This is a genomic window from Cereibacter changlensis JA139 (assembly GCF_003034985.1).
In the GTDB taxonomy this organism is placed as follows: domain Bacteria; phylum Pseudomonadota; class Alphaproteobacteria; order Rhodobacterales; family Rhodobacteraceae; genus Cereibacter; species Cereibacter changlensis.
This window is the reverse complement of record NZ_PZKG01000091.1, coordinates 1-16,290: the sequence shown is the minus strand read 5'-3', so window position 1 is coordinate 16,290 and position 16,290 is coordinate 1. Positions and strand designations below refer to the sequence as shown.

18 protein-coding genes are annotated in these 16,290 nt (G+C 70.0%); 4 read left to right on the top strand and 14 right to left on the bottom strand.

The window, feature by feature from the left end; all coding sequences use genetic code 11:
• Positions 1-213: 213 nt before the first annotated feature.
• Positions 214-1,878 carry an amidohydrolase gene (locus tag C5F48_RS16445; RefSeq protein ID WP_107664961.1) on the bottom strand — a complete coding sequence of 555 codons (1,665 nt, stop codon included), beginning with the start codon at positions 1,876-1,878 and terminating at the stop codon, positions 214-216.
• Positions 1,875-2,852: an agmatinase gene (locus tag C5F48_RS16440; protein ID WP_107664960.1), complete on the bottom strand. Its 978-nt coding sequence runs from the start codon at positions 2,850-2,852 to the stop codon at positions 1,875-1,877. The genes C5F48_RS16445 and C5F48_RS16440 overlap by 4 nt, the downstream gene beginning before the upstream one ends.
• A 185-nt stretch (positions 2,853-3,037) precedes the next feature.
• On the opposite strand from C5F48_RS16440, the gene C5F48_RS16435 reads away from it, so the two are divergent.
• Complete coding sequence (locus C5F48_RS16435; protein WP_107664959.1) at positions 3,038-3,397, top strand: bactofilin family protein; 360 nt, start codon at positions 3,038-3,040, stop codon at positions 3,395-3,397.
• Positions 3,398-3,527: 130 nt separating this feature from the next.
• Here C5F48_RS16435 and C5F48_RS16430 read toward each other — a convergent pair whose 3' ends face one another.
• Positions 3,528-3,932: a PaaI family thioesterase gene (locus tag C5F48_RS16430; RefSeq protein WP_107664962.1), complete on the bottom strand. Its 405-nt coding sequence runs from the start codon at positions 3,930-3,932 to the stop codon at positions 3,528-3,530.
• 69 nt (positions 3,933-4,001) lie between these two features.
• Between C5F48_RS16430 and C5F48_RS16425 the strand changes: the two genes are divergently transcribed.
• A complete protein-coding gene (locus C5F48_RS16425; protein WP_107664958.1) occupies positions 4,002-4,790 on the top strand; it encodes an enoyl-CoA hydratase in 789 nt (262 codons plus the stop codon).
• A gap of 91 nt (positions 4,791-4,881) precedes the next feature.
• On the opposite strand, the gene C5F48_RS16420 is transcribed toward C5F48_RS16425, so the two are convergent.
• The 4 genes from C5F48_RS16420 to C5F48_RS16405 form a co-directional block, all read right to left on the bottom strand.
• Positions 4,882-6,363: a carboxypeptidase M32 gene (locus C5F48_RS16420; RefSeq protein ID WP_107664957.1), complete on the bottom strand. Its 1,482-nt coding sequence runs from the start codon at positions 6,361-6,363 to the stop codon at positions 4,882-4,884.
• Positions 6,360-7,532 (bottom strand): heme A synthase, encoded by a 1,173-nt coding sequence (ctaA, locus tag C5F48_RS16415; protein WP_107664956.1) that lies wholly within the window; start codon positions 7,530-7,532, stop codon positions 6,360-6,362. The genes C5F48_RS16420 and ctaA overlap by 4 nt, the downstream gene beginning before the upstream one ends.
• 202 nt (positions 7,533-7,734) lie before the next feature.
• Positions 7,735-8,043, bottom strand: coding sequence for an EthD family reductase (locus tag C5F48_RS16410; RefSeq protein ID WP_107664955.1), 309 nt, complete (start codon positions 8,041-8,043; stop codon positions 7,735-7,737).
• Positions 8,044-8,210: 167 nt separating this feature from the next.
• Positions 8,211-8,936: an RNA methyltransferase gene (locus tag C5F48_RS16405; protein ID WP_107664954.1), complete on the bottom strand. Its 726-nt coding sequence runs from the start codon at positions 8,934-8,936 to the stop codon at positions 8,211-8,213.
• 115 nt (positions 8,937-9,051) lie between these two features.
• On the opposite strand from C5F48_RS16405, the gene C5F48_RS16400 reads away from it, so the two are divergent.
• Positions 9,052-9,672, top strand: a complete 621-nt coding sequence (locus C5F48_RS16400; RefSeq protein ID WP_107664953.1) for a thiamine phosphate synthase — start codon at positions 9,052-9,054, stop codon at positions 9,670-9,672.
• Here the strand turns inward: C5F48_RS16400 and olsA are convergent.
• From olsA to C5F48_RS16385, 3 genes are all read right to left on the bottom strand, one after another.
• Positions 9,669-10,478 carry a lyso-ornithine lipid O-acyltransferase gene (olsA, locus tag C5F48_RS16395; RefSeq protein ID WP_107664952.1) on the bottom strand — a complete coding sequence of 270 codons (810 nt, stop codon included), beginning with the start codon at positions 10,476-10,478 and terminating at the stop codon, positions 9,669-9,671. The two genes, C5F48_RS16400 and olsA, sit on opposite strands and share 4 nt — an antisense overlap.
• A complete protein-coding gene (gene olsB, locus C5F48_RS16390; protein WP_107664951.1) occupies positions 10,475-11,260 on the bottom strand; it encodes an L-ornithine N(alpha)-acyltransferase in 786 nt (261 codons plus the stop codon). Before olsB ends, olsA begins: the two co-directional genes overlap by 4 nt.
• Before the next feature lie 162 nt (positions 11,261-11,422).
• Complete coding sequence (locus tag C5F48_RS16385) at positions 11,423-11,602, bottom strand: DUF3553 domain-containing protein (RefSeq protein ID WP_107664950.1); 180 nt, start codon at positions 11,600-11,602, stop codon at positions 11,423-11,425.
• Positions 11,603-11,638: 36 nt separating this feature from the next.
• On the opposite strand from C5F48_RS16385, the gene C5F48_RS16380 reads away from it, so the two are divergent.
• Positions 11,639-12,235, top strand: coding sequence for a histidine phosphotransferase family protein (locus tag C5F48_RS16380; protein WP_107664949.1), 597 nt, complete (start codon positions 11,639-11,641; stop codon positions 12,233-12,235).
• A gap of 113 nt (positions 12,236-12,348) precedes the next feature.
• Here C5F48_RS16380 and C5F48_RS16375 read toward each other — a convergent pair whose 3' ends face one another.
• From C5F48_RS16375 to C5F48_RS16360, 4 genes are all read right to left on the bottom strand, one after another.
• On the bottom strand, positions 12,349-13,611 hold the full coding sequence (locus C5F48_RS16375; RefSeq protein WP_107664948.1) for a glutamate-5-semialdehyde dehydrogenase: 1,263 nt from the start codon (positions 13,609-13,611) through the stop codon (positions 12,349-12,351).
• A gap of 41 nt (positions 13,612-13,652) precedes the next feature.
• A complete protein-coding gene (proB, locus tag C5F48_RS16370) occupies positions 13,653-14,780 on the bottom strand; it encodes a glutamate 5-kinase (RefSeq protein WP_107664947.1) in 1,128 nt (375 codons plus the stop codon).
• Positions 14,768-15,793 (bottom strand): GTPase ObgE, encoded by a 1,026-nt coding sequence (gene obgE, locus C5F48_RS16365; RefSeq protein WP_107664946.1) that lies wholly within the window; start codon positions 15,791-15,793, stop codon positions 14,768-14,770. Before obgE ends, proB begins: the two co-directional genes overlap by 13 nt.
• Before the next feature lie 61 nt (positions 15,794-15,854).
• On the bottom strand, positions 15,855-16,290 hold a 436-nt coding region (locus tag C5F48_RS16360; protein WP_107664945.1), incomplete at its 5' end, for a GNAT family N-acetyltransferase.

Below are 16,290 nucleotides of genomic sequence, written 5' to 3'. Positions count from 1 at the left end.
GCGTCGTCTCGGTGAAGCGGTTTCTAGGGGCAGAGCGCCGGGGCCGCAAGCAGAAATTTCGCGCTTCATGACGATTTCTTGTCAGAGCCAAGAAAATCAGGAACTTTTCGCACCTGCCGGCGCGGAAAGCGGCAAAGGGAAAGCTCTCGCGAACCCCTTCCCCGCCGCAACCCGCCCGAATCTGGCCCGCCAGGGCCCCGACTCGCCCTCCGCTCAGGCGAATCCCACCCCCGCATGGGTCACCCGACCGCCGCAGATCGTCAGCGCGATTCCCATCCCGCCGATCTCGCCAGGATCCGCGGCCAGAAGATCGCCGCCGAGCAGCACCAGATCCGCCGCCAGCCCCGGGCGGATCCGCCCCGTGATCGCTTCCCGATGCGCCGCCCAGGCTCCGCCTGCGGTATAGGCCTGCAGCGTCGCCATCAGCCCCAGCCGCTCGTCGGCACAGCCCTCGTAGGGCGCCCGGGTCAGGGCCGCGCCGATGCCGCGCAGCACCGAGACATCCGTCACCGGCCAATCGGAGGCAAAGGCCACCGACGCTCCCGCCTCGGCCAGAGTGCGCCACAGGTAGCTGTCGCTCCAACGGTCGCGGCCGATCACCTCCAGCGTCGGCTGCAACGGGAAGTCCATCGCCCCCGGCGGATGCGGCGGCTGCAGGCTCGCCGTGATGCCGAGCGCCCCCAGCCGGGCGATATCGGCGCGGTCGATCATCTCGATATGCTCGATCCGGTGCCGGCTGTCGCGCCGGCCATTGGCGCGCTGCGCCGCCTCATAGCCGTCGATGGTCTGCCGCACCGCCCCGTCGCCAATGGCATGCACCGCGATCTGCATGCCCCTCCGGTCGATCTCGGTGGCGATCTCGGCAAAGCGCTGGGGCGAGAACAAGGGTTCGCCCCGCAGTCCCGGCATCCCGGGATAATCGTTCAAGAGATAAGCCGTGCGGCTGTCGATCACCCCGTCCATGAACATCTTGACGAACCCGGAGGACAGCCACTCGTCGTCGAAGTCGCGCCGCATCTCCTCGGCCCGCGCCAGCGCCGCAAGCTCCATATGCGGCTTGAAGTGGAACGGCACCTTCACCCGCGCCGTCAGCCCGCCCTCGCGCTGCAAGGCCCGCAGCAACTCCAGCGTGTAGCGGTTGCCATCCATGTTCACCATCGAGGTGATGCCATGCGCCGCGCAATGCGCGAGCCCGCGCGCCACCTTGGCCCGGTCGATCGCCTGCTCGGCCTCCGCCGGCCAGGGCGAGGGCTCCTCCCCGGTGGCGATCCCGAGGTTCAGCCGCGCCTCGCCCCCCAGCGCGATCACCGGCGCGAAGGCCTCGAACTCGCGCAGCTCGCCGGTGGCAAGCCCGTCCGGCCCCATCACCACCTCATGCCCGTGCGGCGTCGCGGCCCCATGCAGGATGCCGGCCGCCCGCAGCGCCGAAGTATTGGCCCAGACCGTGTGATGGTCATGCGCGGTCATGGCGATCGGCCGGTCGGCAAGGATCGCATCCAGATCCTGCCGCGTCACCGGCCGGTCGAGCATGCCGTAATCCGCCCCCTGCGCCATCAACAGCGGCCGCTCCGGATGCGCCTCGGCGAAGCTGCGGAAGGCCCGGGCCAGCGCCTCGGCCCCGTGCAGCCCGCCGATCTGCAGATGCGCCAGCTCCGCCCCGCCCAGCACCAGATGCAGATGGCTCTCGACGAAGCCCGGCAGCAGCGTCCGCCCGCCGGCATCGATCACCCGCGTCTCGGGCCCCGCCAGCCGTTCCACCTCGGCCCGCGCCCCAACGGCGACGATCCGCCCTGCGGCCACCGCCACCGCCTCGGCCTCGGGCCGCCCGGCATCCATGGTCAGGACGCGGGCATTGGTCAGGATCAGATCCGGCGTCATGCGCGGTCCCCCGCTTCGGCCATCACGCAGAGCATCTCGAACATGATCGAGACCCCGAGGAAGGCCGTCCCCCCCGAGGCGTCGAAGGGCGGCGAGACCTCCACCAGATCGGCGCCGACGATGTTCACCCCCTGCAGCAGCCGCGCCACCTGCAGGGCCTGCCACGAGGTCGGCCCGCCCACTTCCGGCGTCCCGGTCCCCGGCGCATAGGCCGGATCGACGAAATCGATGTCATAGGAGACATAGGTCTCCCCCGCCCCGGCGATCTCGCGCGCCTCGGCCATCACATCCTCGACGCCGCGGGCATGGAATTCCTCGATCGGGATGATGCGGATGCCGACCGAGGCGGCGAAGTCGCGGTCTTCCCGGTCATAGGCGGTGCCGCGGATGCCGATCTGGCAGACCCGCTTCGGGTCGAGCAGCCCCTCCTCCACCGCCCGGCGGAACGGCGTGCCATGGGTATACATCGTGCCGCCGAAATAGCTGTGGAAGAGATCGGTGTGGCTGTCGAAATGGATCATCCCCAAGGGCCGGTCCTTCGCCAGCGCCCGCAGGATCGGCAGCGAGCAGAGATGATCGCCCCCCGCCGTCAGCGGCAGGATGCCCCGCCGCCGCACCTCGGCATAGAAGGCCTCCATCCGCGCCAGCGTATCCATCAGATCGCCCGGGTTCGGCCCGACATCGCCCAGATCGGCGCAGCGCAAGGCCTCGAAGGGCCGCACCCCGGTGACGCCGTTCTCCGCCCGGATCATGGTGGAGAGGTCGCGCAGCTGCCGCGGCCCGTGGCGCGGCCCGGGCCGGTTGGTCGTCCCCCCGTCCCAGGGCGCGCCGATCAGCCCGACCTGCACTTCGCCGATCCGCGGATGGTCGAGCGGCACATGCGGCAGCCGCATGAAGGTCGGCACCCCGGCAAAGCGCGGCAGATCGAAACCCGATACCGGACGAAAAAATTGCTCATCACCTGTCGTCGACATGCCGTCTCCCCTTGGCCGATTCCTGCTGGCATCAGAGCATTGCCCCCGCGCCATGTCCACGCTTGGGCGGAAATCCCCCACCCGCCCCTTGACCGGCTGGCGAGCTTCGGCCTCTATCGGCTAGACCGTGCGGGCCACGCCCCACATCCTGCCTCCACAGCCGGGGGCGCGAGAGAGGGAAAGACATGCAGAACAAACCCGCCGATCCGGGCCCGCAGCGCAACGGCTCCAACGCCTCGAAATCGACGCTCGGCGCCGATCTCAAGATCGTGGGCGACATCACCTCCGCCGGCAGCATCGAGGTGATGGGCGAGGTCGAGGGCACGATCACCGCGCGCGGCCTGACCGTCGGGCCGGACGGCAAGGCGACCGGCACCGTCAGCGCCGAGACGGTGGAGGTGCGCGGCCAGTTGAACGGCCGGCTGTCCTGCGCCAATCTCATCGTCCGCGCCGCCGCGCAGATGACCACCGACGTCACCTACCGCACCGTGGTGATCGAGAACGGCGCCACCGTCGACGGCCGCTTCAAGCACAGCAAGGACTGACCCGCGCGGAAAGGGGCGCGCCGCGCCCCTCCCCCCCTCACCTTGCACAAATATCCTCGGGGGGAGCCGGACCGCAGGTCCGGCCGGGGGGCAGACAGCCCCCCGTCCCGGCCCGCCCCCGGCGCAACGCTCAGCGCGGCGGGATCGAATAGGTCAGACTCGCCCGCGCCACCGGCTCGTCTGCACCCTCCGACCAGATCAGCACATCGCCCACCGCCAGCACCCGCCCCAGCTTCAGGATGCGCGGCCGCGCGATCAGGTCGCGCCCCGCCACGGGCTTGCGCATGAAATCGATCGAGGCCCCGGTGGTCACCGCCAGCGCCACCGGCCCGATGCGCGACAGGAGCGCCAGATAAAAGGCCACATCGGCCAACCCGAAGATCGACGGCCCCGAGACCGTCCCCCCCGGCCGCAGATGCCGCGCCTGCACCAGCAGCCGCAGCGCCAGCGCCTCGCCCTCGCCCTCCAGCGCGAAATCCCCGGCCACCTCGGGAAAATCCCGTTGCAGGAAGCCCGCAAGCTCCGCCCCCGTCATCGCCTGCACCTTCGCTTCCCTCCCCCTGCCGCGCCGGCTAGGCTGGGCGAAACCGGGGAGGAAGACAAGATGACCGAGATCCTGCTGCGCCAAGACGAGGGCGGCATCGCCACGCTGACGCTGAACACGCCCGCCAGCCTCAACGCGCTCTCCGACGCGATGCTCGACGCGCTCTCCACGTCCTTCGAGGCACTGGCCGAGGACGGCTCGATCCGCGTGATCGTGCTGCGCGGCGCCGGCAAGGCCTTCTGCGCCGGCCATGACCTGAAGGAGATGCAGGCCGCCCGCGCCGCCCCCGACAGGGGCGCGGCCTATTTCGCCGATCTCTTCGCCCGCTGCGGCGCGCTGATGCAGCAGATCCCGCGCCTGCCGCAGCCGGTGATCGCCGAGGTCCATGGCATCGCCACCGCCGCGGGCTGCCAGCTCGTCGCCAGCTGCGACATGGCCGTGGCCGCCGAAGGCACCCGCTTCGGGGTGAACGGCGTGAACATCGGCCTGTTCTGCTCCACCCCGATGGTGGCGCTCAGCCGCAACCTGCCGCGCAAGCAGGCCTTCGAGCTCCTGACCACCGGCGCCTTCCTCGACGCCGCCCGCGCCCGCGAGCTGGGCCTCGTCAACCGCGTCGTGCCTCAAGAGGCGCTCGCGCAGGAAACCCGCGCCCTGGCCGAAACGGTCGCGGCCAAGCTCACCGCGGCGGTGAAGATCGGCAAGCGCGCCTTCTACGAGCAACTGGAGATGGATCTGGCCGGGGCCTATGCCCATACGGCGGAGGTCATGGCCGAGAACATGCTCTGGCGCGACACCGAGGAAGGCATCGCGGCCTTTCTGGAGAAGCGCAAGCCGGACTGGTCGCTCTGACGGAAAGCCGCGGGGGACTGCCGTCCCCCATACTCCCTGTGGATATACCCCCTGCGGATATTCGAGCCAAGATGACGCAGGAAACCGGCCGTCAGAGCCGGTAGATGTCGCGGAACTTCGTTTCCAGATAGTCGAGCAGCGGCCCTTCGCTGGGCTCGAAGCCGCAGGCCCGGGTCACCAGCTCGTGCGGGGTGTAGAGCCCGCCATGCCGCTGCAGGTTCTCCCTGAGCCAGCCGGTCGCCCCCCGGGTCTCGCCCCGCGCCAGCGCCTCGTCGAGATCGGGCACCGCCTCGCGCAGCGCCTGCATCAGGCAGCCGGCGTAGAGATTGCCCAGCGTGTAGGTCGGGAAATAGCCGAAGAGCCCGACCGACCAGTGCACGTCCTGCAACACCCCATGCGAGGGCCGGTCCACCGCCACGCCGAAATCCTGCAGGAAGCGGGCGTTCCAGGCCTCTTCCAGATCGGCCACCTCCAGCGTGCCGCGGATCAGCCCGCGTTCCAGATCGAAGCGCATCATGATGTGCAGGTTGTAATGCACCTCGTCGGCCTCGGTGCGGATGAAGCCGGACTGCACCCGGTTCACCGTGCCGTAGAAGGCCTCGGCATCGGGCAGGCCCAGATCGCCGAAGCGTTCGCTCATCCGCTGGAACAGCCAGCCGGTGAAGGCGCGGCTGCGGCCGAGCTGGTTCTCGTAGATCCGGCTCTGGCTCTCGTGCACCCCCATCGAGGCGCCCGACCCGATCGGGGTCAGCGCGTAATCGGGGTCGATGCCGAGCTCGTAGCAGGCATGGCCGACCTCGTGCACCGTCGAGTAGAAGCAGTTGAACGGATCGGTTTCCACCACCCGCGTGGTGATCCGCACGTCGCTGCCGGACCCCGAGGAGAACGGATGCACCGCCATGTCCATCCGCCCGCGCGTCCAGTCATAGCCGAAGGTCGCGGCCAGATCGCGCGCCATGCGCACCTGCGCCTCGAGCCCGAAATGGCCCTGCAGCGGCGCGGGCTGGTAGGAGGCCCCCAGCACCGCCTCGCGCAACGCCACCAGACGCGGCCGCATCCGGTCGAACATCGCGCCCAGCGTGGCCGCGGTGGCGCCCGGCTCGTAATCGTCGATCAGGGCGTCGTAGCGGTCGCGCCCGTCGGCCAGCGCCGCCGCCTCCTCGCGCTTCAGCCGCACCACCTCGGTCAGCGTCGGCAGGAACAGCGCCACGTCATCCGCCGCCCGCGCCTCGGCCCAGATGCCCTGCGCGGTCGAGGTGACGCGGGCGATCTCCTGCGCCAGCCGCGAGGGCACCTTCGTCGCCCGGGTGTGGCTGCGCCGGATCAGCCGCAGCTGCGCCGCATCCTCGTCATCCTCGGCGGCCGCCGCCATCAGCCAGTCGGCGATGCGCGGATCGGTGCGCCGCTCGTGCAGCACGCCTTCCAGCGCCGCCATCTCTTCCGAGCGCTGCTCGGCGGCGCCGCGCGGCATCATGGTTTCCTGATCCCAGCCCAGACGGCCGGCAACCTGCGCCAGCGCCTCGGTCTGGCGCTGGAATTCCATCAGCTCGGTGAAGGCGATATCGGCACTCATACGGTTCCCTTTCGGATCGACCCCACGCGGGGATATTGCGCCAGATGCCGCAGGCGGATGATCAGCACCCAGAGGATCACCGCGCCGACCTGATGGCTGATCGCCGCATGCCACTGCGCCGCCGTCAGCACGGCGCCGATGCCGAGCGCGATCTGCGCCAGCATCATCAGCCCCATCAGATGCCCGGCCCTGCGGGTGGCGCGATGCACCGATTTCCGCGCGACGATCCAGACGCCGAGGCCGAACAGCGCCAGCAGATAGCCGGTCATCCGGTGGACGAACTGCACAAGGCCGGGATTGTCCAAGAGCCCGACCCAATATTGCGGGTCGGAGAGCGCGGTGACGCCCGGCACATAGAGCGCGTTCGAGGGGAAGAACTCGCCGTTCATGTCGGGCCAGGTCGGAAAGCCGCGGCCGGCGTCGATGCCGGCGACCAGCGCGCCGAAGACGATCTGCACGAAGGCGAGATGCATCAGCCCGGTGGACATGCCGAAGAGCTTGGCCTCGCGCTGCCGCCGCGCCTGGATCAACTCTGCCTCGCTGCGCCCGAGGAGGAAGACATACCAGGCGATGAAGCCGAGGATCAGGAAGGCGAGGCCCAGGTGGGTCGCCAGCCGGTAGGAGGCCACCGTCACCTGGTTTTCCTGCAGGCCGGAGGCGACCATCCACCAGCCGATCGCGCCCTGCAACCCGCCGAGCGCGCCCAGGAGCAGCAGCCGTGGCGCCCAGCCGCGCGGGATCTTGCGCGCGACGAGGAAGCCGAAGAAGCCGAGCGCCCAGACGAGGCCGATCACCCGGCCGAGTTGCCGATGCCCCCATTCCCACCAGTAGATCGTCTGGAAGGCGGTCAGGCTCATGCCGCTGTTCTGCAACTGGTACTGCGGGCTGGCGCGGTACTTGTCGAACTCCACCATCCAGGCCGCGTGGTCCAGGGGTGGCATGGCGCCGGTGAACGGCTTCCACTCGGTGATCGACAGGCCGGAATCGGTCAGCCGGGTCAGCCCGCCGACGACGATCATCACCATCACCAGCGCGAACAGCAGCATCAGCCAGAGCCGGATGCCCCGCCGCGCCCCGCCCTGGCCCCGGGCGATGCCGCCCGCCTGTGGCGCCGGCGCCTTCGCCCCGCCGCCGACCTCTTCGAATATGCTGCGCTTCTTCAATGCCATCCCGGGCTCCCGTGTCGCGCGGGAGACTAGGCCCGCCACGCCCCCGCTTCAAGGCCTTCCCGCCCTGACGCGGCGCGAGGGGCGTGCGCCGCTTGGGGGCATCGAGCCCCCGCGCGCCGCGGCTGCCGCGCGCGGTCCGGCCAAGGGCGCGCCTCCGGCAGGCCGCGGAGCCTCCGGCGGGGATATTTGAGGACAGAAAATGTCAGGCGGGGGCGTCGTCGAACATCAGGATCTCGACGCCCGCCGTGGCGAAGATCTCGAGATCGGCCACGGCCGCGGCGCCCTCGGGGCTGCCGAGCGCCGCCTGCAGTGCGCCGATGTCGTCGAAGCCGAGCACCGCCACCAGATGGTAATCCGAGGCCCCGCCCGGCGCCAGCACCGGGCCCGCGCTGATCTCGTAGCTGCGCAGCCCCGGGAGGTTATTGGCGAGCGGGATATGGGTCTCGCGGTAGTGGCGGTCGAAGGCCCCGGCGTCGGCGGGCGTCCTGTACATCACGACGAGTCTGGCCATGGCTCCTCCGGGGCGTTGCGGTCGCGCCAGTCTGGCACGGAACGCCGGGCGGAGCCATCGCCGGGGCCTCATCCTAAAGGTCGTGGCGAGGGGGTTACCAAAAGGTTGAGGGTTTTCGGATTTTACTTCCGTATCAGCGGCTTGGCCTGCGTTTCACGCGTGAAACGCTACTGCTTCAGCTTCCAGGCGATCTGGCGCAGCATGCCGTGCAGGGTCTGGACATCGGCCCGGGTCAGGTTCAGCCGCGACCACATGTTGCGCAGGTTCAGCTTCATCCCGGCCTCCTTCTCGGCGGGATGGAAGAAGCCGGCCTCGGCCAGCCGCTCCTCGAAATGATCGCCCAGCTTCTCCACCTCGATGCCGCTGGCGAAATCGGTGCGGGCCATCTCCATCACCTCGGGCGGAACCTCCACCGTCTGGCGGCGCCATTCATAGGCGGTCAGGAGCACGCATTGGGCGAGGTTGAGCGAGAAGAACTCCGGATTGACCGGCACCGTGATGATCGCATTCGCCAGCACCACATCCTCGTTCTCGAGCCCGGTCCGCTCCGGCCCGAACAGAACCCCCACCCGCTTGCCGGCGGCGGTCAGCGCGCGGGCGTGTTCCATCGCCCGCTCGGGCGTCATGATCGGCTTGGTGAGCTCGCGGCTGCGGGCGGTGGTGGCGAAGAGGTAGTCCACGTCGGCGGTGGCCGCCTTCACGTCGGGAAAGAGCCCGGCGTGATCAAGGAGCCGCCCCGCCCCGCTCGCCATGGCGACGGCCTTGGGGTTGGGCCAGCCGTCGCGCGGATTGACGATCCTGAGCCGCTCGAGGCCGAAGTTCAGCATGGCGCGGGCCGAGGCGCCGATGTTCTCGCCCATCTGGGGCCGCACGAGGATGAAGACGGGGTCCATGGCATTTCTCCGGGGTTTCGCGCCTCCTACGGGAAAGCGGGGCAGCCGCGCAATGGGATTTCCAATCCGTCCCGGCTTCGGCTATAGCCTCCGCCACCCCTACCGGAGTTTCAGCATGGCCGATACCGAGCGCCCGCAGATCTACCTCGTCACCCCGCCCGAGTTCGAGCTGGAGCTGTTCCCGCAGCGCCTCGCCGCGGTGCTCGACGCGACCGGGATCGCCTGCATCCGCCTCTCGCTCGCCACCCGCGACGAGGACCGGGTCGCCCGCGCCGCCGACGCTTTGCGCGAGGTGGCCCATGCCCGCGACGTGGCGCTGGTGATCGAGAACCATGTGCTCTTGGTGGACCGGCTTGGGCTCGACGGGGTGCATCTGACCGACGGGGCACGGTCGGTCCGCAAGGTCCGCAAGGATCTGGGCGGCGATGCCATCGTCGGCGCCTTCTGCGGCGTGACCCGGCACGAGGGGATCTCGGCCGGCGAGGCGGGGGCGGATTACGTGGCCTTCGGCCCGGTGGGCGAGACGCCGCTGGGCGACGGCAGCCGGGTCGAATTCGAGCTGTTCGAGTGGTGGTCCGAGATGATCGAGGTGCCGGTGGTGGCCGAGGGTGCGCTGACTGCGGAGCTGGTGGCGCAATTCGGCCCGGTCACCGACTTCTTCGGCATCGGCGAGGAGATCTGGCGCGCCGAAGACCCGGTTGCGGCGATGCGGGCCCTGCTCGCGCCGCTCGGCTAGGAGAAGCCGGCGCGGACCATCGTCTCGCAGGCCTGGGCCAGCGCCTTGCGGTCGGCGAAGGCCTCGACCGGCAGGGGCTGGTTGAAGCGCACCTCCACCGAGCCCTGCCGCGGCGCGGCCAGGAGCTTCAGGAGGTGCGGCGCGAAATCCATGTCGCCCCACCAGCCGTAGAAGCGCGGGTCCTCGCCCTCGGGGGCGCGGTAGATCACCGTCACCGGCTGGATCGCCAGCCCGCGCGCCTGCCCCGGGGCGAAGAAGGCGGCGAAGAGCGTCGACTTGAACGGCAGGATGCGGGTCGCGTCGGTGCTGGTGCCCTCGGGGAAAAACAGGATGCGGTGACCCTCGGCCAGCCGCTCCTCGAACAGGCGCTGCTGCGCCTTGGCCTCGCGGCCCCGGCGGTTGATGAAGAGGGTGCCGGTGGCCCTTGCCAGCCAGCCGATGCCGGGCCAGGCGGAAACCTCGGATTTCGAGACGAAATACACCCGCTGGCAGGCGTTCAGCGTGAAGATGTCGAGCCAGGAGCCGTGGTTGGCCACCACCGCCCCGGGCTCCTGCATCGGCCGGCCATGGACGCGGAAGCGCAGGCCAAGGATCACGAGCGCGGCGCGGCAGGCGCCCTGGGTGATCCAGGGCGTCACCGGCCGGTGGGCGCCGCAGAGCGGCCGCTCGACCAGCCGGACGAGGAGGAGCAGCACCAGCCCGCCATAGATCACCAGCGCCAGCGCCGTGCCGCGCAGGGCCACCCGCAGCCAGCCCAAGAGGCCGGGGCGGCGGTCCTCCATCCGGGCGTCGAGCCAGTCGGTCATGATGCCTGCGCCGGGCGGCGGGCGTAGAGCGCGCGCTGCCGGGCCGACATCTGCGCCGTGTCCATCACCAGACAGACATCCGTGGTGTTGAAGGCGCGGTCGATCCAGGCCCCCTCGCCGACGCAACCGCCAAGCCGGAGATAGGCCTTGATCAGCGCCGGCGTCGCCAGCATCGCCTGCCGCCGGTCGATCGCCTCGGGCGGCAGCAGGTCCATCCGCTGGCCGTCGCCGGGCCGCGCCGTCACCCGCAGTTCCGGCGGGGCGAGGTGGTTGTGGTGCAGGAAGGACAGCGGCTGCGCCAGCGCGGCGATATCGGCGCCGTGGAAGCTCGCCGTGCCGAACAGCACCTCGGCGCCATGCGTGGCCACGTAATCGGCCAGCCCGTTCCAGAGGTGGAACATCGCCGTCCCGCCGCGATAGTCGGGATGCACGCAGGAGCGCCCGAGCTCCAGAAGCCGGCGGCCCGAGCGTTTCAGCGGGGAGAGGTCATACTCGCCCTCGGAATAGAACCGGCCCGCGGGGCCGACCCGCTCGCCCGGCAGCAGGCGGTAGACGCCCACAACGTCGTCGAGCGCCGCGGCGTCGCGGCGGTCGTCGATCAGCAGCAGGTGGTCGAACAGCGGGTCGAAGGCGTCGCGCTCCAGCTGCTGGTCATGGTCGACCAGATCGCCGTCACCGCCCAGCTCGGTCACGAAGACCCGGTAGCGCAGCCGCTGCGCCGCCCTCAGGTCGCGGTCGTCCCGCGCCAGACGCAGGGTGAGATGCGGTTCCTCGGCAATCATCCCCGTCTCCCCCGTCCTCGCGCCTGCCGTCTCCGAGCGTTCCCCATTTAGAAGCCGGGCCCGCCGATTGCAACCGGCGGGGCCCCCGGTGGCAGGATGGACACGCTTCGCGGCCAAGAGCAACGGGGCGCAATCTGGGTTGGACGACGCGCCATCCCGCTCTTATCGTTGAATATCAATGACCATCCGCAGGTCCACATGACTGCCGTCGATCACGACCTTCCCGGCGTGTTCGAAGTTGACGGTGATCCGCCCGCCGATGTTCGACTGCACCTGACCTACCCCCCAATCCGGCTCGCCCGGATGTCTGACCAGTATACCCGGTTCAAGCAACGCATTCATATCAGTTCCTTCCTGCGCACGAGTGGAGTTCCGTACATGTCCGAGAAGCCCGATCTGGCCGCCCTACTGGGGTCGCGCATCTGTCACGATCTTATCAGCCCGATCGGAGCCATCGGCAATGGGGTGGAGCTCCTGATGCTGGACGGGCTGGTGAAGGGGCCGGAGATCGCGCTGATCGCCGAGAGCGTCGCCAGCGCCAATGCCCGGATCCGCTTCCTGCGCGTCGCCTTCGGCGCGGCGGGCGGCGACCAGCGGATCGGCCGGTCCGAGGTGACGGGCATCCTCGCCGACCTCTGCCGCGGCGGCAAGTTCGCCATCGACTGGACCAGCCCGACCGAGCTGCCGCGCCGCGAGGTGAAGCTCGCCTTCCTGCTGATCCAGTGCCTCGAGACCGCGATGGCCTATGGCGGCCGCATCCGGGTGGAGCGGACCGACAGCCGCTGGACGCTCACCGGCTCGGCGGCGAAGGTCAAGATCGACCCGGCGCTGTGGCAGCCGCTGTCGATCCCGGGCGCACGGATCGACGTCTCGGCGGCGCAGGTGCATTTCGCTTTGGTGCCGGAGGAGCTGGAACGCCAGAACCGCCGGCTGACCGCCGACCTGCGCGAGCAGATGATCCGGCTGGTGTTCTGAGCGGATCTCGCGGCGCGGGCGTGGGCCGCCCCCGCCGTCAAGGTTTGGCGGCGCGGGCTTAGGCCCGCACCGTCCCGTCGGCTGTCGAGGGTTTGCGACGTGACGGCCCGGGCTTACGCCCGCACCGTTCCGTCGCCGGTCACCAGATACTTGAAGCTGGTGAGCTGCTCGGCCCCCACCGGGCCGCGGGCGTGCATCTTGCCCGTGGCGATGCCGATCTCGGCCCCCATGCCGAACTCGCCGCCATCGGCAAACTGCGTCGAGGCGTTGTGCAGGAGGATCGCCGAATCGAGCCGCTGGAAGAAGCGCTCGGCCGTGGCCGCATCCTCGGTCAGGATCGCCTCGGTATGGTTCGAGCCGTAGCGGCGGATATGGGCGATGGCCTCGTCCACCCCGTCGACGAGCTTCGCCGCGATGATCATGTCGAGGAATTCCTTGCCGAAATCCTCAGGCGACGCGGGCACCGTGCCGGGGATGTCGGCCAGCTCGCCCTCGGCGCGCACCTCGACGCCCGCGGCCAGCAGATCCTCGATCAGCACGGCGCCATGTTTCGCGTAGAAGGCGCGGTCGATCAGCAGGCATTCCGCCGAGCCGCAGATCCCGGTGCGGCGGGTCTTGGCGTTCAGCACCACCCGGCGCGCCTTCTCCAGATCGGCGGCGCCGTCGGCATAGACGTGGCAGATGCCCTCCAGATGGGCAAAGACCGGCACCCGCGCCTCGCGCTGCACGAGGCCGACCAGCCCCTTGCCGCCGCGCGGCACGATCACGTCGATGAACTCGACCATGCGCAGCATCTCGGTCACTGCCGCGCGGTCGCGGGTCGGCACCAGCTGGATCGCATCCGCCTGCAGGCCCGCCGCGGTGAGCCCGGCCTGCAGGCAGGCATGGATCGCGGCGGAGGAATGGAAGCTCTCCGACCCGCCCCGCAGGATCACCGCGTTGCCGGCCTTGAGGCAGAGCGCGCCGGCGTCCGCGGTGACGTTGGGACGGCTTTCGTAGATCACGCCCACCACGCCCAAGGGCGTGCGGACCCGGCGGATGTGCAGGCCGGTCGGCCTGTCCCATTCGGCGATCACCGCGCCGACGGGATCGTCCTGCGCCGCCACGGCGCGCAGCCCCTCGGCCATCGCCTGCACCCGCGCCTCGTCCAGCATCAGCCGGTCCATCATCGCCGCGCCGAGCCCCTTGTCGCGGCCATGGGCGAGGTCTTCGGCGTTGGCGGCGATGATCTCTTGCCGGCGGTCCCACAGCGCCTCGGCCGCGGCGAGCAGGGCGGCGCGCTTGGTCTCGGCTGGGGCGAAGGCCAGCTCCGCCGCCGCCGCGCGTGCCCGCGCGCCGATCGCCTGCATCAGCCCTGCCACTTCAGCCCCGTCCATCGCCTGTCCTTCCGCTTCATCCGCCCGCCGCAGCGGGCCCTTCACAACACCATGTCGTCGCGGTGCAAGAGCGCCGCGCGCCCGGCATAGCCGAGGATGCCCTCGATCTCGGCCGAGCGGTGTCCAGCGATCAGCCGCGCCTCGGCGGCGGTGTAGCGCACCAGCCCCTTGCCCAGCGTCTCGCCCGCGGGCCCCAAAATCTCGACCGGGTCGCCGCGCCCGAAGGCGCCGGTCACCGCCACCACGCCAGCCGGCAAAAGCGACTTGCCTGCCCTGAGCGCCGTGACCGCGCCGGCATCCACCTGCACCGCGCCGCGCGGCTTCATCGCGTTGATCCAGCGCTTGCGCGCGACCTGCGGATCGGCCTGCGCCACGAACCATGTCCGCGCTGCGCCCTCGGCCAGCGCGGTCAAGGGCCGCAGCACCGAACCTTCCATGATCGCCATGGCGCAGCCACCGGCGACGGCGGTCTTGGCGGCCATCACCTTGGTCTTCATCCCGCCCTTGGAGAAACCCGAGACCGGATCACCGGCCATCGCCTCGATCTCGGGCGTGATCGCCTCGACCAGATCGAAACGCTCGGCGGTCGGGTCTTCCTTGGGGTTGGCGGAATAGAAGCCGTCGACATCCGACAGGAGCACCAGCTGATCCGCGCCCACGGTCACCGCGATCTGCGCCGCCAGCCGGTCGTTGTCGCCGAAGCGGATCTCGTCGGTCGCCACCGTGTCATTCTCGTTGACGATCGGCACGACGCCGAGGCCCAGCAGCGTCTCCATCGTGGCGCGGGAGTTCAGGTAGCGGCGGCGGTCCTCGGTGTCTTCCAGCGTGACGAGGATCTGGCCGGTGGTGATGCCATGCGGGGCCAGCACCTCCTCATAGGCGCGGGCCAGCCGGATCTGCCCGACGGCGGCGGCGGCCTGCGACTGTTCCAGGGCCAGCGCGCCATCGGCCAGCCCCAGCACGCCGCGCCCCAGCGCGATGGAGCCGGAGGAGACGAGGATCACGTCGGTCCCGCGCGCCTTCAGGTCGGCCACATCCAGCGCCAGCGCCGCGAGCCAGTCGCGCCGCAGGCCGAGCTTGCGGTCGACCAGCAGGGCCGAGCCGATCTTCACCACCAGCCGCCGAGCGCTGCGGATGTCGGGGGCCGAAAGCGCTGTCAGGGTTGCCACGGTGCGGGATCCTCGACCACCTCGCGCCCTGCCACGACCTCGGCATAGACCGCGCGCAGCACGTCCTGCAATCCCGTCCCGGCGACGCCGGAGATCAGGAAGACCGGCCCGCCCGAGGCCTTCTCCAGCGCCTTCTTGCGGGTCGACAGCGTCTTGCTGTCCAGCGCGTCGATCTTGTTCAGCGCGGTGATCCGCGGCTTCTGCGCCAGATCCTCGGCATAGGCCTCGAGCTCGCCGATGATGGTGCGGTAATCCTTGGTGATGGTCGAGGAGGTGCCGTCCACCAGATGCAGGAGCACCGAGCAGCGTTCGACATGGGCGAGGAACTGGTCACCCAGACCGCGACCTTCGGAAGCGCCCTCGATCAGGCCGGGGATGTCGGCCATGACGATCTCCTTGCCGTCCACCCCGACGACGCCGAGGTTCGGCACCAGCGTGGTGAAGGGATAGTCGGCGATCTTGGGCCGGGCGTTCGAGGTGGCGGCGAGGAAGGTCGACTTGCCGGCATTCGGCAGGCCCAGCAGCCCGGCGTCGGCGATCAGCTTCAGCCGCAGCCAGATGGTGCGCTCCACCCCCTCCTGCCCCGGGTTGGCCCGGGCGGGAGCGCGGTTGGTCGAGGATTTGAAATGCAGGTTGCCGAAGCCGCCATTGCCGCCGCGCGCCAGAAGCACGCGCTGGCCGACGGTGGTCAGGTCGGCGATCACGGTCTCCTCGTCCTCGTCGATGATCTCGGTGCCGACCGGCACCTTGAGGATCACGTCGTCGGCGGTCTTGCCGGTGCGCTGGCTGCCCATGCCCTGCTGGCCCGACTTAGCGAAGAAATGCTGCTGATAGCGGAAGTCGATCAGGGTGTTCAGCCCCTCGACCGCCTCGGCATAGACATTGCCGCCATTGCCGCCGTCGCCGCCGTCCGGGCCGCCGAATTCGATGAACTTCTCGCGCCGGAAGCTGACGCAGCCCGCCCCGCCGCCGCCGGAGCGGATGTAGACTTTGCAAAGGTCGAGGAACTTCATGGGTCAGCGCCTTCCGGGCTTAGCGTTGTAAAACTGGCGATAGACCCGGATCGCCCGGGGTTCAAGCCTTGCGTTGCTCGGGCTGCGCCCGGTCGTCGAGCCGAAGCTCCAGAAATACGAGGTCCAGCCAGCGGCCGAACTTCTGCCCCACCTCGGTCAGCACCGCCGCCTCGCGGAAGCCGAGCGCGCGGTGCAGCCGCAGCGAGGCCTCGTTCTCCGAGGTGACGGCGGCGACCATCACATGCTTGCCACAGCCGCGCGCGCGCACCGTCAGCTCGGCCATCAGCGCCCGGGCGATGCCCCGCCCGCGCGCCTCGGCCGCGACATAGACCGAATGCTCCACCGTGGCGCGGAAGCCGTCGAAGGACCGCCAGTCTCCGAAGGAGGCGTAGCCGATCACCCGGCCCTCGTGTTCCGCGACGAGCACGGGATAGCCCTGCCCCCGCCGCATCTCCATCCAGCCGATGCGGTTTTCCGCGTCGACGGTTCCCTCGTTG